This window comes from Iodidimonas sp. MBR-22 (genome assembly GCF_029946565.1).
GTDB classification, from domain to species: domain Bacteria; phylum Pseudomonadota; class Alphaproteobacteria; order Sphingomonadales; family Rhodothalassiaceae; genus Iodidimonas; species Iodidimonas nitroreducens.
In genome coordinates this window covers 43,786-65,299 of the sequence record NZ_JARKVQ010000010.1, presented here as the reverse complement: position 1 = coordinate 65,299, position 21,514 = coordinate 43,786, and the positions used below count along the sequence as shown (strand labels likewise).

Below are 21,514 nucleotides of genomic sequence, written 5' to 3'. Positions count from 1 at the left end.
ATGGGCTTTTTTACATGACGGAACCCGTTCGCCTGAGCCTTGATGCGGCGCAGGATCTGGTGGCCCGTGCTTTGCTGGCCGCCGGATGCGCGCCCGAGCAAGCCGCCATCACCGCCCGGGCTTTGGTGACCGCCGAAGCGGATGGGCAGGCGGGCCATGGCCTGTCGCGGGTGCCATCCTATGCCGCCCAGGCAAAAAGCGGCAAGGTGAATGGCCATGCGGTGCCCCATGCGCAATCGGTGTCCCCAGCGGCGTTGCGCATTGATGCAGGCTTTGGCTTTGCCTATCCGGCGCTGGACCTGGCGGTTGCAAAGCTGGTGCAGTTGGCCCCCACGATGGGCATTGCCAGTGCCACGCTTTATCGCTCGCATCATTTCGGGCAGGCGGGGGCCCATGCTGAAAAGCTTGCCCATGCGGGCCTGATCGGGCTGGTTTTTGGTAATTCACCCAAGGCCATTGCTTTTTGGGGTGGGCAGGCCCCGATGCTGGGCACCAATCCCGTGGCCTTTGCCGCCCCCTTGCCCGAAGGACCGCCGCTGGTGATCGATTTTGCAGTTTCGGTGGTGGCTCGGGGTAAGATCAATGCCGCCAAACAGGCCGGTGAAACCATTCCCGAAGGCTGGGCGCTGGATCGCGATGGGCAGCCCACCACCGATCCCGATGCGGCTTTGGCGGGTTCGATGCTGCCCATTGGCGGGGCCAAGGGGGCGGCGTTGGCGATGATGATCGAAATATTGGCAGCGGCTTTGAGCGGATCGCATTTCGGCTTTGAAGCCAGTTCCCTTTTTGATGGCGAGGGGCCACCCCCCGATCTGGGGCAAACTTTGCTGGCCATCGATCCCATGCGGCTGTCTGCCGGGGCCTATCAGGATCGGATGGCGGTGTTTCTGGCGGCTTTGGGGGCCGATGCGGAGGTCCGCCTGCCCGGCAGTCGTCGTTTGATCAATCGCCAGCGGGCTGCGGAAAACGGCCTTTTGGTGCCCGCCACACTTTTTCAAAGCCTGCAGGAACTGGCAGCATCAGCAGCATGAAGGGAATTGGCCATGGCTGATATCGTGATCAGTGAATTCATGGATGAAGCCGCGATTACGCAGAAATTGCAGGGCTTTGATGTGCTTTATGATCCTGATCTGGTGAACGAACCGGCGGCGCTTTTGGCGGCTTTGGCGGATGCCCGGGCTTTGATCATACGCAATAAAACCCAGGTGCGCGGGGATTTGCTGAAGGCAGCGCCCCACCTGCGGGTGATCGGGCGATTGGGGGTGGGGCTTGATAATATCGATCTTGATGCCTGCGCGGCGCGGGGGATCAAGGTGTGCCCGGCGCGGGGGGCGAATGATCTGTCGGTGGCGGAATATGTGCTGAATGCCAGCATGAATCTGTTGCGTGATGTCTGGTCGGGGCGCGATCGGATGCTGGCCGGGCATTGGCCGCGGCTCGAGATGATGGGGGCCGAGCTTTCAGGCCGGATGATGGGGCTGGTGGGCTTTGGCTCCATCGCCCGCGAGGTGGCGCGGCGGGCCCGCATCATGGGGATGCGGCTGGCCATTTATGATCCCTATCTCGATGCAGGCGATCCGGCGCTCGCCGCCGATCTCGATGGGGTTGCGCGCATGGCTTTGGCGGATCTGCTGGCCGAAGCCGATGTGCTGAGCCTGCATGTGCCCCTGACCGAGGAAACCCGCCATCTGATCGATGCTCCGGCCTTGGCGCGGATGCAGCCGGGTGCGATCCTGATCAATGCCGCGCGGGGTGGGGTGGTGGATGAAATGGCTTTGGCCGATGCCTTGCGGGCGGGCCGCTTGGCGGGGGCTGCGCTCGATGTGTTTGAAACCGAGCCGATGACCGCCGAAAGCGGGGCGCATCTGCGCGATGTCCCTAATCTTTTGCTGACCCCGCATATTGCCGGGATCACCGGGGAAGCCAATCTGCGCGTAAGCCTGATGACCGCACAATCTGTGGCGGCAGTGCTGGCCAGCGCCTGATCATCGGGCCGTGCGGCCGATCAGATCATCTTTTACATCACGAAAACATGAAATCGTCTTTCGGGCGCTTTGATTCTGGCGTTGCAGTCTGGCTTTTCTATCTGATATGTCTTATATAAGACATATCACAGCATGGCAGTTCCATGCTGATGGAACGGCCTCAAGATCAAAGGCGGCCTGCTAAGAGCCGTGGATGGTGACAGGATAACTTTGGGATTAGGTGAGGACAGAGCCGAGCGGATCGCTGGTATCAGTCCGGGTCTTATATAAGGGAGGATAAAATCCATGACACGCAGATTTCTGGCAACAACAGCCCTTGGCACGATGTCTGTGCTTTTGGGTTTGCCTTTATCGGGGGCTTCATCAGAAGCCGTGGCGCAAACGGTTCTCGATGAAATCGTGGTGACCGCGCAAAAACGCCAGCAAAGCCTCACCCGGGTGCCGGTGGCGGTGACCAGCATTAGCGGCGCAAAGCTGGAAGCGGCGCAGGTCAATACCGTTGAAGATATACAAAAACTGGTGCCCAGCCTGTCATTCGGGAAGGGCGGCACCAATCGAAATTCCAATCTCTCCTTGCGCGGTGTGGGGACCATTTCCTTCAGTGTGGGGGCCGAGCCCAGCGTTTCTACCCTTGTGGATGGCGTGGTTCTGGCCCGGGCTGGTCAGGCCTTTACCGAGCTTTATGATCTGCAGAGGGTGGAGGTGCTGAAAGGCCCCCAAGGCACGCTTTATGGTAAAAATGCATCGTCAGGTGTGGTTCATTTCATCAGCAAAGGCCCCACCGAAACATTGGAGGCATCAGCCAGCGCATTGTTTGCCGAAGATGGGGAATATCGTGTGCGGGGTATGGTTTCAGGCCCCCTGACCGATAAGATCGCTTTGCGGGTCAATGGTTTTTATGGCGAATTGGATGGCATTGTGCGAAATGTGACCCAGGATCGCGATGTGGATGGTTATGAACGCTATGGCGCCCGCGCGATGCTGGATTTTAAGGTCACCGATCGTTTGTTCACAAGGCTGACCGCCGATTATTCCGAAACCAATGATAATTGCTGTGCCGAATTCGTGCGCCGGGATGATGGCTCGATCCGGGCGCAGGCGGTGCTTATGGGGGGCGCGACATTGCCCACCGGCGAAGAGGCCATCAAATTCGCCGCCATCAATGCTTTGCAGCGATCAGATAATGAAAATATCGGATTTGCCCTTGATTCCACCTATGATTTCGATGGCTTTTCGCTGACGTCGATCAGTTCTTATCGGGAATGGGATAATACCGAGCGCCAGGATATCGATGATGGCCCCTTTGGCGCCACCGAACGCGATGGCGATGATCCGGCCAATATCACCCTTGATAGCGTGGATGGTGTTTTGGTGGGGCAGCCCACGGCGCGCGATTTCGGACCGCAGACATGGGAGCAATGGACTCAGGAATTCCGCATTTCATCCGATGACGATGCCCGCTTCACGTGGCAGGCCGGGGCGTATCTCGGTTTTTCCAATGTGGATCGGCAATTCTCGCGCTTTGATGCTTTATGCGTGAATGATCCCGGCGGGCTGATCGGGGGTGTTGATATCGGCGGCCTGGGGGCCACAGATTTTTGCCCCACGTCCAATATTGTGCTCCCCAGCGCCACGGCGGATATGACCATCGATAATGACAGCTATGCCCTGTTTGGCCATGGGAATTATAATATCGATGAAAAATGGAGCGTCACCGGCGGCATCCGCTTTACCTATGACGAGATTTCCTTCACCCATCAAAGAGAGCGGGTGGGGGATGAATTCATCGATATTCTGGGTAATCAGGATGGCAATCCCAATAATGATGGTGGGGTTTTTGCCCTGCAAACCGATCAATCCCTGCAATCGGGCAGCACCGATAATGCCAATCTTTCGGGCACCTTCTCGGTTAATTATCAGGCAAGCGAAAATCTGTTCGTTTATGCCAAATATGCCCGGGGCTATAAGGGGCCAGCCTTCAATAATTTCTTCAATGCCCTTTCGGCGGAAAGCCTTGGGCTTGAGCAAACGGCTGATTTCAATGGCAGTTTCACCCCGATTGAAGGCGAAACATCCAATGCCTATGAGCTTGGGTTCAAATGGCAATTGGATCGTGCGGTTTTCAGTGTGGTGGGTTTTCGGCAGGATTATTCAAATTTTCAGGCGAATAATTTTGTCATCACCGCCGGCGCTGTGACCACCAATCTCACCAATGCCGGGGATGTGCGAACCCAAGGCATTGAATTTGAAGGGTCGGCCGATTTATCGGAACATTTCAGTATTTATGGTGGGATCACCTTTGCCGATGCGGAAATCAATGATTTCTGTGCGGGGCTGGATCTTACCCGGCTTGGCGGTAATTGCGACCCCCGCAAAGGCGAGGATCTGCCCTTTGCACCCAAGATAAAGGGTTCGGTCACCCTTGATTATGATCGCCCCGTGGGCAATGGCATGGCGCTTTTGGTCAGTAATAATCTGGTTTTCCAAAGCGAATCCTTTGGAGCTCTGAATGAAAATCCCAATGAAAGAATCGATGGCTATTATCTTTATAATGCCAGCATCGGGGTGTCTTTTGACGAAGGGCGCTATGAAGTGCGGGTCTTTGGCAAAAATCTGTTCGATCAATCCTTTATCGTGGCAACCAATGAAGGCGGGGCGGTGGCCCGCCTGCCGCGCGATCAATCCCGTTATTTCGGTGTTCAACTGAAAGCGGGTTTCTGATCGATCTGCTTCCATGGCTTTATCAGGCCGGGATGAGAGGGGGGCATCGTGCTTGCCCTTTTCTTGTCCCGGCTTTTGGTCTTATCCCGGCTTTTGGGTATGAAATATCTTGAAATTCTGTTTTGTTAATGGTGAAAGATGTGATCTTATATTTCAACAAACGCAATGAATTGATAGATTTATAGCCCCTATGCCCCATCTCATCGCCTGCACGGATGGTTCTTATTATGCCAGCGGAGTTTATGAAGCCGCTGCGTGGATTGCCAACAGAACCCATATTTCCATCAAGCTTTTGCATGTTCTGGATCAAAAGCAGGAACAGCCCGATGATGTGGATTTGAGCGGTGCCCTGCATATCGAGGCAAGCCGGGAATTATTTGCTGAATTGGCCGCTCTTGATGCGGCGCGGGCGCGCTTGTTGGAGGTGAAAGCCCGCGCTTTGCTGGAAACTGCCGTGAAATATCTCAGGGGAAAAGATGCGCGATCGGTGGCCACCGTCTTAAAGCTGGGCACCCTTGTGGATGCCTTGGCCGAATTGGAGCGTGAGCCAAAAGCGCAGATGGTGGTGATCGGCAAGCGGGGCGATTATGCAGCTTATGATCGCCAGCATCTGGGGGCAAAGCTCGAACGGGTGATCCGGGCCAGCCGCCTGCCTATTCTGGTGGCAAGCCGCACATTTCGCCCCATCAAGCGGGTTCTGATCGCCTGCGATGGCGCGGCAAGCTCGGAAAAAGCCATCGGTTATGCGCTGGATCAGCCTTTGTTGAAAGGGCTGGATCTGCATATTTTATCGGTGGGAACGCCGGGTTCGCCTGTTGATCAGGCGCGGGCAAAGGCCGCAGATCGTTTGCAGGATCAAGGCTATGACGTGACAACGGCCTTGCGCCAAGGAGACATCGAACAGGTGATCGCCGATTATGTGCGGGATGAACAGATCGATCTGCTGATCATGGGGGCTTATGGCCATGCGCGCCAGCGCCATCTGATTGTGGGTAAAACCACCACCAGCCTTGTGCGTTTGTGCGATATCCCGCTTTTAATCTTTAAATAGAAGCCAAGAAAAAAACCCGGAGCAGTGATGCTTCGGGTTTTTCGGTTTCGATAGAATGGTCGGGGAGAGAGGATTCGAACCTCCGGCCCCTGCGTCCCGAACACAGTGCTCTACCAGGCTGAGCTACTCCCCGAAAAGGCTGACGCAGGATCGGCTGTATAGCTGTGCTGGCCCCGGGATGCAAGCCTTGTTTCAATAGGCCCTTTCCACACAAAAGCGGACGATATCATTCAGTGTTTTGCGGGTATTGCAGGGCTTGAACAGGGCGAGAGCATCGCGGGCAATGGCCCCATAATGGCGGGCGCGTTCGATGGTATCGCTCAGGGCATCATGCTTTTCCATCAAATGGATGGCATGGCTCAGATCGCCTTCTTTCTGATCCATCTCTTCGATGGTTCGCCGCCAGAAAGCGCGTTCGGTTTCATCGCCCCGGCGAAAAGCCAGAATCACCGGCAAGGTGATCTTGCCTTCCCGGAAATCATCGCCCACGGTTTTGCCAAGGGTGGCCTCACGTGCCGAATAATCAAGGGCATCATCAACCAATTGGAAGGCGATCCCGAAATGGCGGCCAAAGCTGGCGAGGGCCAATTCCTCGTTTTCCGGGCGTTCGGCCACCACCGCAGCGATCTGGGTTGCGGCCTCGAACAGGGCGGCGGTCTTGGCTTCGATCACCTGCAAATAAGATTCTTCGGGGGTATCGAGATCATTGGAAATTGAAAGCTGCAAAACCTCGCCTTCGGCAATCACCGAGGATGCATGGCTCAAAAGCCGTAAAACCTTGAGCGAGCCATCTTCGATCATCAATTCAAAGGCGCGGGAAAACAGGAAATCGCCTACCAGAACGCTGGGCTTGTTGCCCCACAGCACATTGGCAGAATCCTTGCCCCGGCGCAGATCGCTTTCATCCACCACATCATCATGCAAAAGCGTGGCGGTGTGGATGAATTCCACACAGGCCGCGAGCTTGGTGTGGCGATCCCCTTTATAATCAACAAGCTGGGCACCGGCCAGGGTCAGCATGGGGCGCAGCCTTTTCCCGCCCGAGGCAATCAGATGCCCGGCAAGCTGGGGGATCAGGGCCACAGGACTGTGCATCCGCGCCAGAATCGTTTCATTGACGCGAGCCATATCGGCGGAGACCTGCGTTTGCAGACATTCAAGCGCTTCATCAACGGAATTGACGGCCCGACCTTTTTTATGCTGGTCGATTGACGCGATATTTGCCACGGTTTCTCCTGGGTTCTGTTCCATTGGGGATCATCAGTGGCAAAATAGGGTGCCCGATGCTTTGAAAACAAGTGATTTCGCTGTCACGGTTGATCACAGCTTTGATGGGTAGGGAAAACACGTTTATGCTGATGATTCCTTAATAGCTGATGGAGGCCTTGTGCGGACCCTGATCGCAACGTCTAATCCCGTCCTTTTATCATACGCGCAATCTCTTTTGGCGGATGCCAGAATGAGATCGGAAATTTTCGATCAGCATGTCAGCTTCATCGAAGGGGGGATCGGGGCCTTTCCCCGTCGCCTGATGGTGGCCGATGATGATTATGAGGCGGCCCGCAGGCTTTTGATCGATGCCGATCTGGAAGCCGATCTTTTGAAAAACGAGGGCTGAGATGCCAAAATTGTTCGTTACGCCCATTCCGGCGGGGGGGCGGGGATTTTATGTCGGCGCATAAGGTGAATGCCGAAGGGCTGACCGAAGATCGCCTGTTGGGCGGGCGCTTGCGGCTTTTGCAGCCGGATCGGGGGGCCCGGGTCAGCACCGATACCCTGTTGCTGGCGGCTTGTGTGCAGCCTTTGCCCGGTGAGCGGGTGATCGAAGCCGGATCGGGGAGCGGCGGGGCGGCCCTGTGCCTTGCGGCGCGCTGCCCCGATGCCCTGATCACCGGGATCGATATGGATCGCGATATGGTCGATCTGGCCAGCCGCAATGCCGCGCTCAATGATTTTCAGGATCGGGTTTCGTTTCTTGAGGCCCGTGTGACCGAACGGCCGGCTCTTTTGCCGCGCGGGCACTTTGATCATGCCATGGCCAATCCCCCTTATTTCGAGGATCAGACGAGCTTTGCCTCTCCGGCTGAAATGCGGGCGCGGGCATTTATCGATCGCGAAGCCCGCCTGGCCGATTGGGTGGCTTTCTGCCTTGATATGGTGCGCGAGCGCGGCAGTGTCAGCTTCATTCATCGGGCGGATCGCCTTGATGAATTGATCGCTCTTTTATATGGCCGGGCGGGAGAGATCGTGATCCAGCCTTTATGGCCGCGCGCGGGCTTGCCTGCGAAAAGGGTGATCGTGCAGGCGCGCAAAGGGATGAAGGGGGTATCGATGCTGATGCCGGGGCTTGTTTTGCATGAAGCGAGCGGGGCTTTCACGGAGATGGCTGATGCCATTTTTCGGGAAGCCAAAGCCCTTGATTTGAGCCGGGCGGCCTGGTCGCGTTTAATGCATCCCGGGCGTTCGCCGCAAAATTGATGAGATGCCCCTTTATTTGCCCCCTGTTGGGGGCTAGGGAAGGGGGCGATAGATGTGATCGTGCGGCAGATCATGGAAAAAGGCGCCAAGGGATCAGGCGCCATGATGGAGTGGATGGGTGAGTGTATTCAGCAAGATATTGCGGCGCAGTCGGCCCGTGGTGGGTGTTTTGCGCTTTAGCGGACCGATTGGCATCAGCAGCCGCTTCAAGCCGGGGGTGAGCTTTGAAAATGCCGCTCCCCAGATTGACGAAGCCTTTTCACTGGGTGGCCTGAAGGCGGTGGCTCTGGTGATCAATTCGCCCGGTGGCTCGCCCGTGCAATCGGCCCAGATCATGCGCCGCATTCGCGATCTGGCGCGTGAAAAAGATGTGCCCGTGCTTGCCTTTACCGAAGATATCGCGGCATCGGGGGGCTATATGCTGGCCTTGGCGGGGGATGAGATTTTCGCTCATGAAGCCTCGATCATCGGTTCGATCGGGGTGATTGCCGGGGGCTTTGGCTTTACCGGGCTGATGGAAAAGCTGGGGGTTGAGCGCAGGCTTTATACCGCTGGCACCAATAAGGCCCGGCTTGATTCCTTTTCCCCGGAAAAGCCCGAAGATGTGGCCTGGCTCAAATCTCTGCAGGCGCAAATTCATGAGTATTTCAAGGATATGGTGAAAGAGCGGCGCGGGCGTCGGCTGAAAACCGAGACGGATGGTTTATTTACCGGTGATGTGTGGCTGGGCGGCCCGGCGGTGGATATCGGCCTTGTGGATGGGGTGGGGGATGTGCGCACGGTAATGCGCCAGCGTTTTGGCAAAAAAGTGAAATTTCGCACCATCGGGGCGCGGAAAGGGCTGCTGTCCGGCCTTTTTGGCGGTGGCGGGGCGCGGGCATCAAGCCATGGTCTGATGGCCGATAAGGGGCTGGCCGATGATCTGCTGGCGAGCATCGAAGCGCGGCTGATCTGGGGGCGCTTTGGCCTTTAGGGCGAACGCCTCCTTGACCACAGCCGGGGGCCTGCCTACTGTCCGCCCGGCTTTTTCCGATTTTTCGTGCCTTTTGTGGAAACCTGATATGAGCGTTGATGCCACGGATCCCAAACGAAGCTTTCAAGGGCTGATTTTAAGCCTGCATCGCTATTGGGCAGAACAGGGCTGCGTGATCTTGCAGCCTTATGATCTGGAAGTGGGGGCGGGCACCTTTCATCCGGCGACCACCCTGCGCAGCCTGGGGCCAAAGCCATGGCGCGCGGCCTATGTGCAGCCTTGTCGGCGGCCCACCGATGGCCGCTATGGGGAAAATCCCAATCGCTTGCAGCATTATTATCAATATCAGGTGATCTTGAAGCCCAATCCGGCGGATATGCAGGATCTGTATCTGGGGTCGTTGAAGGCCATCGGGATCGATCTGCGCCGCCATGATATTCGCTTTGTCGAAGATGATTGGGAAAGCCCCACTTTGGGGGCCTGGGGGCTGGGCTGGGAAATCTGGTGCGATGGCATGGAAGTGACCCAATATACCTATTTCCAGCAGGTGGGCGGGATCGATTGCCGTCCGGTTTCGGGCGAATTGACCTATGGGCTGGAGCGGCTGGCGATGTATGTGCAAGGCATCGATAATGTTTATGATCTGGATTTCAATGGCTGCGGCGTGCGCTATGGCGATGTGTTTTTGGAGAATGAAAAGCAGTTTTCCGCCTATAATTTTGAAGCCGCTTCAACCGATATGCTGTTGCGGCATTTCAGGGATGCCGAAGCCGAATGCGCGGCTTTGGTGGATCGCAAGCTGATCCTGCCCGCCTATGATCAATGTATCAAAGCCAGCCACAGCTTTAATTTGCTCGATGCCCGCGGGGTTATTTCGGTAACGGAACGACAGGCTTATATCGGTCGGGTGCGGGCCTTGGCCAAAGCCTGCGCCGAAGGCTGGGCAGCGCATGAGGAGGCGGCTCATGTCTGAATTTCTGCTTGAAGTCTTCTCAGAAGAAATCCCCGCCCGAATGCAGGCAAAAGCCATCGCCGATCTGGAACGCCTGATGACCGAAAGCCTCAAGGCTGCCGATCTGGACTTTGGCGGGATGCGTCGTTTCGTGACCCCGCGCCGCCTTGTGCTGGTGGTGGATGGATTGCCTGCCCATCAGCCTGATCGCACCGAGGAACGCCGTGGCCCGCGCAGCGATGCCCCGGAACGGGCGATCGCTGGCTTCAAGGCGTCCTTGCCCGAGGGGGCGGTGATCAGCGAACGGGCCGAGAAGAAAGGCACTTTTTTGTTTGCCACCATCCATCAGCGGGGGGAAAAAAGCGTGGATGTGCTGGCCCCGATCACCGAAGCCATCATCCGTCAATTCCCCTGGCCGAAATCCATGCGCTCCGGCACCTCCGAAAGCCGCTGGGTGCGGCCATTATTGTCGGTTCTGGCGCTGTTTGATGGCCAGATCGTGCCCATCGAGATCGATGGCATCAAGGCTGGTCGCACCAGCTTGGGGCATCGCTTTTTATCGGATGGCGCCTTTTCGGTGACCGATTTTGCCGATTATCGCGCTCGACTGTTAGAGGCGCATGTGGTCCTTGATGCCGCAGATCGACGCCAGATCATCCTCGATCGGGCGCGGGCTTTAGCCGCCGATCATGATCTGGAACTGATCGAAGATGGCGACCTGCTCGATGAAAATGCCGGGCTCACCGAATGGCCGGTGCCCTATCTGGGGCGCTTTGATCCCGGTTTTCTGGATGTTCCGGCGGAAGTTCTGATCACATCGATGAAGGTGCATCAGAAATTCTTTTCTCTGCGCGATCCCAAAAGCGGTGCTTTGGCGCCATCCTTTATTTGTGTGGCAAATACTCAGGCCGTGGATGGCGGGACGACGATCATCGCCGGGAATGAGCGGGTTTTGTCGGCGCGCCTGTCGGATGCCCGGTTTTTCTGGCAGCAGGATTTGAAAATACCGCTCGAAGATCGCGTTGCGGCTTTGGATGCGATCATTTTTCATGAAAAGCTGGGATCATTGGCTGAGCGTGTGGCCCGGATCGAGGATTTGGCCGTCACCCTTGCGGCCTTTGTGGAAAAAGATGGGCAGGGGATCGATGAAGCCCGCCTGCGCCGGGCGGCACGCCTGTGCAAGGCCGATCTCACCACCGGCATGGTGGGCGAATTTCCTGAATTGCAAGGGCTGGTGGGGTGCAGGATTGCCGAAGCCCAGAATGAGCCTGATGCTGTGTGTCGGGCCCTGCTGGATCATTATGCCCCCAAAGGGCCGGATGATCGCTGCCCGGATGAAGGCCTTTCGGTTTGTTTGGCGCTCGCGGAAAAGCTCGATACGCTGATCGGGTTTTTCGCCATCGATGAAAAGCCCACCGGATCGAAAGATCCCTTTGCCCTGCGTCGCGCCGCTTTAGGGGTCATTCGCCTGATCCTTGAAAATGATCTGCGTATTCCGCTTTTGCGCCTGTCGGGTTTTAATGCCGATCTGCTCGCGTTTTTCGCCGATAGGCTGAAGGTGCAGCAGCGCGCCCTTGGCGTGCGCCATGATCTGATCGATGCGGTGTTCAGCCTGGGGGGCGAGGATGATTTGCTGCGCCTTCTGGCCCGGGTTGCGGCGCTCAGTCGCTTCATCGAAAGCGATGATGGGGCCAATTTATTGGCGGGCACCAAGCGCGCGGCCAATATCCTGAAAATCGAAGCCAAAAAAGATCAAGGCACGGATTGGGGCGCGGTGCAGCCCGCTCTTTTGAAGGATGCGGCGGAAAAAACCCTTTATGAAAAGCTGGGCGCTGCAAAAACAGAGGCAGCGCGGGCCTTGGAGGTGGAAGATTTCGCCGCCGCCATGCGGGCTTTGGCGGAATTGCGCGCCCCCATCGATGCCTTTTTCGATCAGGTGACGGTGAATGCCGATGATGCGGATTTGCGGCGCAATCGCCTTGCCCTTTTGGCGCATATCCGCGCGGCCGTGCATCAGGTGGCGGATTTCTCGAAAATCGAAGGCTGATGGCCACAGATCATCCTGCAGATAATCAATCACCTTTGTTGCACGTCTGACGAGCGCTTGGGCTATCTGTTGGCTTCGCACTGCCGTGCACTTGATATGCATAAAAAAGATTATTTATTTTATAAATTATCGTTATAATTGAAAACATAACAGGAGTAATTTACTTTTATTGAAGGGATTTTATATGGACACACAGGCAATGGTAACCGCTCCATCATGGACATGGGCAATTCCTTTGATCGCCTCTGTCGTGGCGTTTACTGGTGTTACGATCGCCGTTTTTTTGCAATCAAGGAACTTTAAAAAGCAATTGACTGTAACGTCCAAAGTAAAAATTGCTGAAATGAGAGCAGATAGGATTAACAAACTTCGAGACGCGATGGTTAACTTTCATTCATATGGTGTCACGCCAAATATAGATCATAAAAATACAAGAGAATTTTATGAATATGGCACTAGAATAGAACTTTTGATGAATTCAGAAGATAAAAATTATAAAAAACTTAATAAATGTCAATATAAATTTCTAAATGCTAAAAGTAAAAAAGACAAATATTCAGCTAACCGAAAATATGTAAAAGTTTGTCAGGCGATTCTCAAAGCTGATTGGGATGCTCTTGAGCGTGACGTCAAAGATGTGCCTTGATCAGGTGACGGTGAATGCCGAAGATGCGGATTTGCGGCGCAATCGCCTTGCCCTTTTGGCGCATATCCGCGCGGCCGTGCATCAGGTGGCGGATTTCTCGAAAATCGAAGGCTGATGCTGAAAGATTGAGGCGGCGGCGGGGTGAGCGCCCCCATCCGCCGCCCCATCCGCCGCCTTTAATGGCTCAGTTTTCCCAGTAGAAGGGTTTGCGCTGGCGATTGCCGGTGATGGTTTCATCCAGCGTTTCGGCATCATAAAGCCTGCCATTTTGCATGATCAGCGACAGATCATCGGTCGCCTCGATATCCTCCAATGGATTGCCATCCAGAACGATCAGATCAGCAAGCTTGCCGGTTTCCAGCGAGCCGATTTCGGCATCCATCCCCAGATAGCGGGCCGGATTGATGGTGGCGGTGGATAAAGCCTCCATCGGCGACATGCCGGCCATGGCAAAGGTCCAGATTTCCCAATGGGTGCCCAGTCCTTCGCGTTGGCCATGGGCGCCGCTATGGATGGAAACGCCGCGATCCATCAGCCTTTTGGCATTGGCGGCGCTATCGAGAAGGGGCTGATAATCGCGCATCGGCGCTTTTATGCGGCGGATGCTGCGCGGCTCTAAGATGTGCGGCGGTACATATTTCGACAGATGCGGATGCAGCCACACATCATCGCGTTGATAAAACATCACTTCAGCCGCCGGGCCACCATAATTCACAACAAGGGTTGGGGTATTGCCCACCTCTGTCTGGCTCCAGAATTGCAAAACATCCTCGTAAAAACGCTCGCCGGGGACATTATGCTCCACCCCGGTATTGCCATCGGCGATCAGCGACATATCCATATGATAAAGCGAGCCGCCCTCGGCCACCACCATCAGCCCTTCTTGGCGGGCGGCTTCCACCACCATCTGGCGCTGCTCACGCCGGGGCTGATTATAGTTTTTCACGGAAATGGCCCCCTGCGCCTTCAGGCGGCGCACCGCATCAAGGGCATCTTCGGGGGTTTTGATATCCACGAAAAAGCGGCTTTTCGCACCATAGAGAATTTCGCCGGTGGAAAAGATACGCGGCCCTAAAATCAGGCCCGCCCTTTGATATTCGCTGGCGGCAAAAATATGGGCCGCGCGGTTTGAAGGATCATGAACCGTGGTCACCCCCAGGCCGAGATGCGCCATCTGTGCCCAATTCTGTTGCGGGATGATGCCATCCACACCTTGCGGCCCATGGGCATGAATATCGATGAAGCCGGGCAGGATGGTTTTCCCGGCCACATCAACCCGTTTCGCATCATCGGGCACTGTGATGGCATCAGCCGCCCCCACCGCCATGATCTTGTTGTTTTCAATCAGGATCGTGCCATTGTCGATCACGGTGCGATCCGCATCCATGGTGATGATCCGCGCGCCCACCAGCGCCACGCGCCCCTGCGGCTTATCGGCTTTGCGGCTGAAACCTAGATCGAAGCCGCTGTCTGCGGGCTTGAAATCCTTGTCCAGAACCGCTGCCATATCCACATGATGCAAAACCGGCCCCACAGACCAATTGAGCCGATTGGCCGCCGACCAGCCCATGAAAGCGCCGCCGGTGGCAGACAAACGCTTCATCGGCAGGGATTTGCCATTGGGGGAAAGCTCCACCTCGCCCGATGGCGGGAAGGGCAGGGCATAGACCTGATAGCCTTCGCTATAAGCCAGCCATGATCCATCGGGCGAAATCCTGAAATCACTGCCATAAAGCGAGGTGGCGTGGGTGCGCTGGTCATTGCCATCGAGATCGGTGCTGACAAGGCTTTGTTTTTCGCCACCGATGGTGAAATAAACCCGATCATTGGATTGGCCGAAATGGGCATCGCGGCCATTATCGGCGATTTTTTTGGAGGCCCCGCTTTCCACCGAAAGCCGGTAAAGCCCCGGGTCCATCGACCAGAGATCACTGGTCAGCATCCCGCCTTCGCCGCGCTCCAGGATAATGGTTTTACCATCGGGCGAAAGGGCCGGGCGGCGATAATGGCCCGGTGTTTTGCTGATCAGCCGCGAATTGCCGCCACTGGCTTTCACCATGCGCACATGGCCCAGTTCCTGATCATCCCATGAAATGAAAACGATATTTTTGCCATCCCGGGAAAAGCTTGGGTAAAGCTCGAACTGATCACCTTCATCACGGGTCAGGCGCTTGGGCGTGCCGCCATCGGTTTTTTTGATCCACAGCTTGCCAAAAGCTTCATAAACAGCCTGCCCGCCATCGGGGGATTGGATGGCAAAGCGCAGCATTTTGGCGGCCACCTCATCGGGGGCCACATCCACCTTGAAGCGTGGGGGAGCAATCACCGTGCGGTTGTCTTTCACATGGAAAGGAATGGCGGAAACGCGGTTATCGGCCAGATCAATCCGCTTGATCCCACCCTTGGCCCAAAAAAGCAGGGATTGGCTGTTTGGTGTCCAGGCCATGGTGGGGTAAACCCCTTGGGTGGCCCAGGTTTCCTGCATATCCTGATCAAGATCATCATGGATCAGGGTTTCTGCACCCGATGTCAGATCCTTGATAAACAGGGCCGAACGGGTTTGGATGCGGCGCACGAAGGCGAGCTTTTTGCCGTCGGGCGAAGGGGTGGGGCGCACCGCGCCGCCGGGGCCATCGATCAGGGTTTCAATCTTGCCGCTGGCCATATCATAAGCGCGGATCTGGAAAATTTCATCATTGCTATCCTGCGCATAGATGAAGCGATTGCCCGGCGTGGCATTGCGGGTGAAATAAAGGGTTTTGCCATCGGGGGAAAAGGCCGGTTCGCCCTGTTCTTTCTGGAAATCCTCATTGGGGCGGGCCACCAGCTTCACCCCTGATCCGCCTTGAGCGTGATACAGCCAGATTTCCCCGGTGCCCAGCGAACGCTGGGTGGTGAAATGCTTGCGCGCCGCGATGAAGCGGCCATCCGGGCTCCACACCGGGCTATTGATCAGGCGGAAATCTTCGCGGGTGACCTGCCGGGGATCGCTGCCATCGGCCTTCATGATCCAGATATTCTCGCCCCCCGCCCGATCGGAAATAAAGGCAATCTGGCTGCCATCGGGGGAAAAGGCGGGATGCATATCCCATGACAAGCCCGATGCCAGCGCTTTCGCCTCGCCGCCCTCGATGGGCAGGCTATAGATATCGCCCAAAAGATCGAAAAGAATGGTTTTGCCATCGGGGCTGAGGGCAAGGCTCATCCATGTGCCTTCCCGCACATCGATCGCGACCTGAGACTGCGGCCCGGTGGGAGGATTTGAGACATCCCATTTGGCTTCTTTTGCCTCGCTGTCCTCTTTTGTCTCGGTATCCTGGGCGAAAGCGGATGTGCCCGCTACTGCCAGCAGGGGCATCGCCAGCAGGGCGATGAGACGGGTTAATCTGAGCATATTGAGATCCCTTGGATATGTTTTTTTTATAATAAAGCCGGATAATTGGTAGATGCGATCAGGGCCGGTAGAAATCAGGGCCGGGTCATTTCAGGGCTGGGTGAGATCGCGATAAGCATGCCATGTGGCCAGCCCCACCAGCGGAAAGGTGAGAACCAGGCCGATAAAGGCCGTGGCGACGCCGAAAGCGATCAGCAACAAGATCAGCCATGCCCATAAAAGCATCGGCGCAAAATTGGTTTTCACGGCTTCAAGGCTGGCGAGAATGGCGGTGATGGCATCGAGATTGCGATCCATCAACAAGGGGATGGAGAGCGCGCTCATGGCAAAAATAACAAAGGCGATGAGACCACCCGAAAGCGTGCCGATGATCAAAAGCCCCAAACCATCAGCGGTGAAAAACAGATTGGAGAAAAAGACATCCAAAGGCGGCATTTCCCCCCCAATGCCTGAGAAAAAGGCAAACAGCAGCATGGCAATCCGCACCCAGGCAAAATAGGCGAGCAACAGCACAACGCCCACAAAAGCCAATTGCGAAGGGGCCGCTGTTTTCACGAAAAGCGCCTGTTTGAAGCTGATCTCTTCACCTTTGCCAAAGCGCCGCGCCGCTTCATAAAGCCCCACCGCCAGCATCGGCCCCAAAAGCAGAAAGCCCCCCACCAAAGGCAGGATCAGGGGCAGGGCATTGCTGAATAAAAGCAAGACCACAAGGCCAAAGGAGATGATGGAAAAAACCAGCCCATAGCCCAAAGGCACTGCGGGGGCGCGCAAAATCTGCTGCCAGGCCAGAGTCAGCCATGTCCAGGGGGCCTCGGGGCTGATTTTTCGGATCACCGGTTTTGTGGCGGGCCCGCTCTTGTTCGCCCCAGCCTTTTTGGGTGTGGGTGTTTTCTCATCGGCATGGGGGCTGTGTCCGGCATCGATGGCGTTCATGCTCTCTCTCCCAAAAGACCTGTGGTGCACGATCTGTTCTATGAGGGGAGCAGATTGTTTTTATGGCTCCCCGGCACTGGGGTGGGCTTTTTCGGCCATCCCCGCATAAAGGTCAGTGTCACCCAAAAAGGGGCCTTTGCCAAGGGGCCAATCCTTGAGATCATGGGCGGCCTTAACGATCCGATCCACCGAGGGCAGCCAGGCATCTTCAAGGCTGGCGGCAAAAGGGATCGGCGCATGGGGCGGGGTGATCAGATGGATGGGGGCTTTCAGCGCGTTGAACGCCCGGCTGGCCACAAGGGCGGCAATATCGGCGGCCAAACCACAGCGCGCCGCCCCTTCATCCACCACCATCAACCGCCCGGTTTTCCGAACGGATTGCAAAATGGCAGTGCGGTCCAGGGGTTCGCTGCACCGGGGATCGATGAGATCGACCGAAAGACCCCTTTCTTCAAGGATGATCGCCGCTTTTTGTGCCAATCCCACCATCCGTGAAAAGGCAATGATGCTGAGATCATCGCCCGCCCGCAGCCGCCGCGCCGTGCCAAGGGGGATGGGGCGGATCGGTAAAGCCACATCGGCCGCATCGGCATAAAGCATTTTATGTTCGAAAAAAATGACCGGATCGGGATCGCGAATGGCGGCCAGCAACAGCCCACCGGCTTCATCGGGGGACGCGGGGAGGACGCATTTCAGCCCGGCGATAGAGGTAAACAGCCCATGCAGGGATTGGCTATGCTGTGCGGCGGCCCGTTCCCCCGCGCCGATGGTGGTGCGGATCACGAGCGGCAGGCTGGCCTGCCCCCCGGTCATATAGCGCAGCTTGGCCGCCTGATTGAGGATCTGATCAAGGCAAACGCCCGCAAAATCGCAAAACATCAGTTCCACCACCGGCCGCAGCCCGGTCATCGCCGCGCCGATGGCCGCCCCGATGAAGGCGGTTTCGGAAATCGGCATATCGATCACCCGATCCGGGCCAAAGCGCTCATAAAGCCCGGCGGTGACCCCCATCACCGAAGGGCGCACATCTTCGCCCATGATGATGATGGATGGATCGCGGGCCATTTCTTCGGCCAAGGCCCTTTGCAGGGCTGTGGCGGTGGTCAGGCGCTCTTTCATGGCTTTTCCTCATCCCCGGCAGTGACATCGGCCAGCAGCGCTTCGGGGGGCGGCGGGGCATCGGCGCGGGCGGCCAAAGCTGCGGCCTTCATCTCGTTTTTCGCCTGTTGGCGGAGAGCGTCTAAATCCTGGGCGCTGATGCCATGATTTGCGCACAGATGATCATGAAAAAGAGAGAGGCAATCCGCCAGTTGATCCCCATGGCGATAGGCTTGATCATCCCCTTCATAATGGCCGCCAAGGCGCGGGGCGCGGGCAACGAGGGTGGCTGGCCCCTTGCCGCACCGGGCTGCCCGGATGGCATCGCTCGCGGCATGGTAAACCGCCAGCACATCGCAGCCATCCACCCGAGCGGCGTTCATCCCAAAGGATGCGGTGCGGGCCGCCAGATCGGTGCAGCCGGTGACGGATCGGCTGGCGGTATATTCGCCATAGTCATTATCTTCGATCACGAAAATCATCGGCAAGGCCAGGGCCGCCGCCAGATTCATCGATTCAAACACCGCCCCCTGATTGGCCGCGCCATCGCCGATAAAGGCCATGCTCACCGCCCGCAGGCCCCGGCTTTTGGCACTAAGGGCCGCCCCCAAAGCCAGCGGCACATTGGCCCCCACGATTCCGTTTGATCCCAGATGCCCGCGCTTTAGATCAGCCAGATGCATCGAGCCGCCCTTGCCCCCGCACAGCCCCGTTTCGCGGCCCATGATTTCCGCCATCATCTGGTGGGGATCGCAGCCTTTGGCCAGCGCATGGCCATGGCCGCGATGGGTGCTGGCGATATGATCATCATCCCCCAGATGGGCGCACAGGCCGGCGGCGATGGCTTCCTGCCCATGATAAAGGTGCAGATGCCCATCGATGCCCCCTTGGGCATTTTCATGGATCAACTGATCTTCAAAGGCCCTGATCCGGGCCATCATCCGCCATAAAGCCAGCAAGGTTGCGCGATCCATGGTCATCTAAAGCCTGACAGCGTGGCTAAAGCCGCGATCCACCAAAAGCGTGCTGCCGGTGATGGCCGCCGCCGCCGGGCTCGCCAGAAAAACCGCCGCCCTTGCCACTTCATCGGCGGTGGCCATGCCGCCTAAAAGGCAGCGGGCGTTGAAATGATTATAAAGTTCGGGCTGTTCCTGCTTCACCCGATGCCAATCGCCGCCTTCAAAATAAACCGGGCCGGGAGAGAGGACATTGACCCTTATGCCATGGGGGGCAACCGCCTCAGCCAAAAGCTTGCCATAGCTGGCAAGGGCCGCTTTCATCGGGCCATAGGCCCCGGGGCCGAAGGCTGTTTCGGCAGCGGCCACCGATCCGATCAGGATGATCGATGCTGCCGATGATCGGGCCAGCACCTGCAGCAGGGCTTCGGCCCCGCGCACGCTGTGCATCAGATCCCCTTCAAAATTTGCCTGCCAGGCCGCATCCCCCGATCCGGCATTGCCCGCCGATACATTGGGAATGAAGATATCAAGCCCGCCCTCGCGCGCGCCTTCCGCTTCGATCCAGGCCAGATAGGCTTTGGCATCGCGGATATCGAGGGCTGTGCCATGGGCCTTAACCCCTTTTTGCTGAAGGCTTTTGGTCATCGCCTCCACATCCTTTTGGGTGCGGGCGCAAAAGCTGATAGCAACCCCTTCATCGGCCAGATTGAGGGCGATGGCCCGCCCGATGCCGCGTGTGGCCCCGGTGATCAGGGCGCGCCTGCCGGTGAGTTTCAAATCCATGGCCTCTGGTCCTTTGTTTCGTTTATTTTACTGCCGATCTCAGTGCGAACAGCATGATCCCTGCACATGCGAGAAAATGAGATGATGAGACCCGCATTTTGTTCAAAAATTACATAGATGATGCTGCAATGCCATATTGATTGCTTGTAACCGCCCGGATCAAACAGTAGTTTGCCTGAAGTTTGCAAGGGCGTTGCACATTTGCGCGACATTCTATGCGATCATATCCTTTTCTTCCCCTAGATAGATGAGCCAAATCCATGGATCTTTTGTCCCACAGCCTTGCCAAGGTCAAACCCTCGCCCACCCTTGCCGTGACCGCGAAAGCCGCTGAATTGCGGGCACAGGGGCGCGATGTGATCGGCCTTGGTGCCGGTGAGCCGGATTTCGATACCCCCGACCCCATCAAAGAAGCGGCCATTGCCGCGATCCGTGCGGGCGATACCAAATACACCAAGGCTGATGGTACACCGGCTCTGAAAGCGGCGGTGATCGATAAATTCAAGCGGGAAAACGGGCTTGATTACACGCCCGATCAGATCATCGTTTCCTGTGGCGGCAAGCATGTTTTGATCAATGCCCTGATGGCGACGCTCAATCCCGGTGATGAGGTTCTGATCCCCCGGCCTTATTGGGTATCCTATCCCGATATGGTGCTGATTGCCGGTGGCACGCCGCGCTTTATCGACAGCAGCCTTGAGACCGGCTTTAAAATCACCCCTGAAAGTCTGGAAGCGGCGATCACCCCCCAGACCAAATGGCTGATTTTCAACAGCCCGTCCAATCCATCGGGGGCGGCTTACAGCCGCGCCGAATTAAAGGCGCTGGCGGCTGTCTTGTTGCGTTATCCCGATGTGCTGGTGCTCTCGGATGATATGTATGAGCATATCGTTTATGATGGCTTTGAATTTACCACTATGGCCGAGGTCGAGCCGGCGCTTTATGAGCGGGTGCTGACCATGAATGGCGTTTCCAAAGCCTATGCCATGACCGGCTGGCGGATTGGCTATGCCGGTGGACCGACCCGGATCGTGAAAACCATGGCCAAGCTGCAAAGCCAGACCACATCCAACCCCTGTTCGATCAGCCAGGCGGCGGCGGTGGCGGCGCTCAATGGGAGCCAGGATTTCATCGCCGAACGCGCCCGCGCTTTTCAGGAACGCCGCGATCTGGTGGTCAGGCTTTTGAATGAGGCGGAGGGGATCAGCTGCCCGCTGCCCGATGGGGCTTTTTATGTGTATCCTTCCATTGCCGGTTTGATCGGCAAATCCACGCCGGATGGCAAGCGGATCGAAACAGATCTCGATTTTTCAACCTATTTGCTGGAGCAGGAAAGTGTGGCCGCCGTGCATGGCGAGGCTTTTGGCCTGTCGCCGCATTTCCGGGTATCTTATGCCACCAGCAGCGATATTCTGCGCGAAGCCTGCACCAGAATTCAGCGGGCCTGCGCGTCTTTACGCTGAAAGCCAGATTTTGCCAGACAAGCTTTGGCGA

18 protein-coding genes and 1 tRNA gene are annotated in these 21,514 nt (G+C 56.8%); 12 read left to right on the top strand and 7 right to left on the bottom strand.

Annotated elements, in window-relative coordinates:
• Positions 1–14: 14 nt before the first annotated feature.
• The 4 genes from QK300_RS09120 (at position 15) to QK300_RS09105 (ending at position 5,757) form a co-directional block, all read left to right on the top strand.
• On the top strand, positions 15–1,031 hold the full coding sequence (locus QK300_RS09120; RefSeq protein WP_281301368.1) for an Ldh family oxidoreductase: 1,017 nt from the start codon (positions 15–17) through the stop codon (positions 1,029–1,031).
• A 12-nt stretch (positions 1,032–1,043) separates the two neighbouring features.
• On the top strand, positions 1,044–1,985 hold the full coding sequence (locus QK300_RS09115) for a hydroxyacid dehydrogenase (RefSeq protein WP_281301369.1): 942 nt from the start codon (positions 1,044–1,046) through the stop codon (positions 1,983–1,985).
• A gap of 285 nt (positions 1,986–2,270) precedes the next feature.
• Entirely contained in the window at positions 2,271–4,706 is a 2,436-nt protein-coding gene (locus tag QK300_RS09110; RefSeq protein WP_281301370.1) for a TonB-dependent receptor, read from the top strand.
• A gap of 190 nt (positions 4,707–4,896) precedes the next feature.
• On the top strand, positions 4,897–5,757 hold the full coding sequence (locus tag QK300_RS09105) for a universal stress protein (protein ID WP_281301371.1): 861 nt from the start codon (positions 4,897–4,899) through the stop codon (positions 5,755–5,757).
• Between the two features lie 56 nt (positions 5,758–5,813).
• Here QK300_RS09105 and QK300_RS09100 read toward each other — a convergent pair.
• Both QK300_RS09100 and QK300_RS09095 read right to left on the bottom strand, forming a co-directional pair.
• A tRNA-Pro gene (locus QK300_RS09100) sits at positions 5,814–5,890 on the bottom strand.
• A 59-nt stretch (positions 5,891–5,949) separates the two neighbouring features.
• Entirely contained in the window at positions 5,950–6,984 is a 1,035-nt protein-coding gene (locus QK300_RS09095) for a polyprenyl synthetase family protein (RefSeq protein WP_281301372.1), read from the bottom strand.
• Positions 6,985–7,144: 160 nt separating this feature from the next.
• Between QK300_RS09095 and QK300_RS09090 the strand changes: the two genes are divergently transcribed.
• From QK300_RS09090 to QK300_RS09060, 7 genes are all read left to right on the top strand, one after another.
• Positions 7,145–7,375: a DUF2007 domain-containing protein gene (locus QK300_RS09090; protein WP_281301373.1), complete on the top strand. Its 231-nt coding sequence runs from the start codon at positions 7,145–7,147 to the stop codon at positions 7,373–7,375.
• A 50-nt stretch (positions 7,376–7,425) separates the two neighbouring features.
• Positions 7,426–8,235, top strand: coding sequence for a methyltransferase domain-containing protein (locus tag QK300_RS09085; protein WP_281301374.1), 810 nt, complete (start codon positions 7,426–7,428; stop codon positions 8,233–8,235).
• Between the two features lie 118 nt (positions 8,236–8,353).
• A complete protein-coding gene (locus tag QK300_RS09080; RefSeq protein ID WP_281301375.1) occupies positions 8,354–9,208 on the top strand; it encodes a S49 family peptidase in 855 nt (284 codons plus the stop codon).
• A gap of 88 nt (positions 9,209–9,296) precedes the next feature.
• Positions 9,297–10,181, top strand: coding sequence for a glycine--tRNA ligase subunit alpha (locus QK300_RS09075; protein WP_281301376.1), 885 nt, complete (start codon positions 9,297–9,299; stop codon positions 10,179–10,181).
• The gene (glyS, locus tag QK300_RS09070) at positions 10,174–12,207 is read left to right on the top strand and encodes a glycine--tRNA ligase subunit beta (RefSeq protein WP_281301377.1); all 2,034 of its coding nucleotides are present in this window, start codon (positions 10,174–10,176) and stop codon (positions 12,205–12,207) included. Before QK300_RS09075 ends, glyS begins: the two co-directional genes overlap by 8 nt.
• 184 nt (positions 12,208–12,391) lie before the next feature.
• The gene (locus QK300_RS09065; RefSeq protein ID WP_281301378.1) at positions 12,392–12,853 is read left to right on the top strand and encodes a hypothetical protein; all 462 of its coding nucleotides are present in this window, start codon (positions 12,392–12,394) and stop codon (positions 12,851–12,853) included.
• Positions 12,831–12,968, top strand: coding sequence for a hypothetical protein (locus QK300_RS09060; RefSeq protein ID WP_281301379.1), 138 nt, complete (start codon positions 12,831–12,833; stop codon positions 12,966–12,968). The genes QK300_RS09065 and QK300_RS09060 overlap by 23 nt, the downstream gene beginning before the upstream one ends.
• Before the next feature lie 69 nt (positions 12,969–13,037).
• Here QK300_RS09060 and QK300_RS09055 read toward each other — a convergent pair whose 3' ends face one another.
• The 5 genes from QK300_RS09055 to QK300_RS09035 form a co-directional block, all read right to left on the bottom strand.
• On the bottom strand, positions 13,038–16,247 hold the full coding sequence (locus QK300_RS09055; protein ID WP_281301380.1) for an amidohydrolase family protein: 3,210 nt from the start codon (positions 16,245–16,247) through the stop codon (positions 13,038–13,040).
• Positions 16,248–16,337: 90 nt separating this feature from the next.
• Complete coding sequence (locus QK300_RS09050; RefSeq protein WP_281301381.1) at positions 16,338–17,180, bottom strand: DUF2189 domain-containing protein; 843 nt, start codon at positions 17,178–17,180, stop codon at positions 16,338–16,340.
• Positions 17,181–17,240: 60 nt separating this feature from the next.
• Positions 17,241–18,299: an alpha-ketoacid dehydrogenase subunit beta gene (locus QK300_RS09045; protein ID WP_281301382.1), complete on the bottom strand. Its 1,059-nt coding sequence runs from the start codon at positions 18,297–18,299 to the stop codon at positions 17,241–17,243.
• Entirely contained in the window at positions 18,296–19,258 is a 963-nt protein-coding gene (locus QK300_RS09040) for a thiamine pyrophosphate-dependent dehydrogenase E1 component subunit alpha (protein WP_281301383.1), read from the bottom strand. The genes QK300_RS09045 and QK300_RS09040 overlap by 4 nt, the downstream gene beginning before the upstream one ends.
• Positions 19,259–20,020 (bottom strand): SDR family oxidoreductase, encoded by a 762-nt coding sequence (locus tag QK300_RS09035; RefSeq protein ID WP_281301384.1) that lies wholly within the window; start codon positions 20,018–20,020, stop codon positions 19,259–19,261.
• A gap of 260 nt (positions 20,021–20,280) precedes the next feature.
• On the opposite strand from QK300_RS09035, the gene QK300_RS09030 reads away from it, so the two are divergent.
• A complete protein-coding gene (locus tag QK300_RS09030) occupies positions 20,281–21,483 on the top strand; it encodes a pyridoxal phosphate-dependent aminotransferase (RefSeq protein WP_281301385.1) in 1,203 nt (400 codons plus the stop codon).
• Positions 21,484–21,514 lie beyond the last annotated feature (31 nt).

Bases quoted from the DNA above. Each gene is read 5' to 3' on its own strand.
- glyS (WP_281301377.1), top strand. From the start codon at position 10,174: ATGTCTGAATTTCTGCTTGAAGTCTTCTCAGAAGAAATCCCCGCCCGA.
- QK300_RS09030 (WP_281301385.1), top strand. From the start codon at position 20,281: ATGGATCTTTTGTCCCACAGCCTTGCCAAGGTCAAACCCTCGCCCACC.
- QK300_RS09120 (WP_281301368.1), top strand. From the start codon at position 15: ATGACGGAACCCGTTCGCCTGAGCCTTGATGCGGCGCAGGATCTGGTG.
- QK300_RS09050 (WP_281301381.1), bottom strand. From the start codon at position 17,180: ATGAACGCCATCGATGCCGGACACAGCCCCCATGCCGATGAGAAAACA.
- QK300_RS09065 (WP_281301378.1), top strand. From the start codon at position 12,392: ATGGACACACAGGCAATGGTAACCGCTCCATCATGGACATGGGCAATT.
- QK300_RS09075 (WP_281301376.1), top strand. From the start codon at position 9,297: ATGAGCGTTGATGCCACGGATCCCAAACGAAGCTTTCAAGGGCTGATT.
- QK300_RS09115 (WP_281301369.1), top strand. From the start codon at position 1,044: ATGGCTGATATCGTGATCAGTGAATTCATGGATGAAGCCGCGATTACG.
- QK300_RS09035 (WP_281301384.1), bottom strand. From the start codon at position 20,020: ATGGATTTGAAACTCACCGGCAGGCGCGCCCTGATCACCGGGGCCACA.
- QK300_RS09110 (WP_281301370.1), top strand. From the start codon at position 2,271: ATGACACGCAGATTTCTGGCAACAACAGCCCTTGGCACGATGTCTGTG.
- QK300_RS09105 (WP_281301371.1), top strand. From the start codon at position 4,897: ATGCCCCATCTCATCGCCTGCACGGATGGTTCTTATTATGCCAGCGGA.
- QK300_RS09055 (WP_281301380.1), bottom strand. From the start codon at position 16,247: ATGCTCAGATTAACCCGTCTCATCGCCCTGCTGGCGATGCCCCTGCTG.
- QK300_RS09085 (WP_281301374.1), top strand. From the start codon at position 7,426: ATGTCGGCGCATAAGGTGAATGCCGAAGGGCTGACCGAAGATCGCCTG.
- QK300_RS09045 (WP_281301382.1), bottom strand. From the start codon at position 18,299: ATGAAAGAGCGCCTGACCACCGCCACAGCCCTGCAAAGGGCCTTGGCC.
- QK300_RS09040 (WP_281301383.1), bottom strand. From the start codon at position 19,258: ATGACCATGGATCGCGCAACCTTGCTGGCTTTATGGCGGATGATGGCC.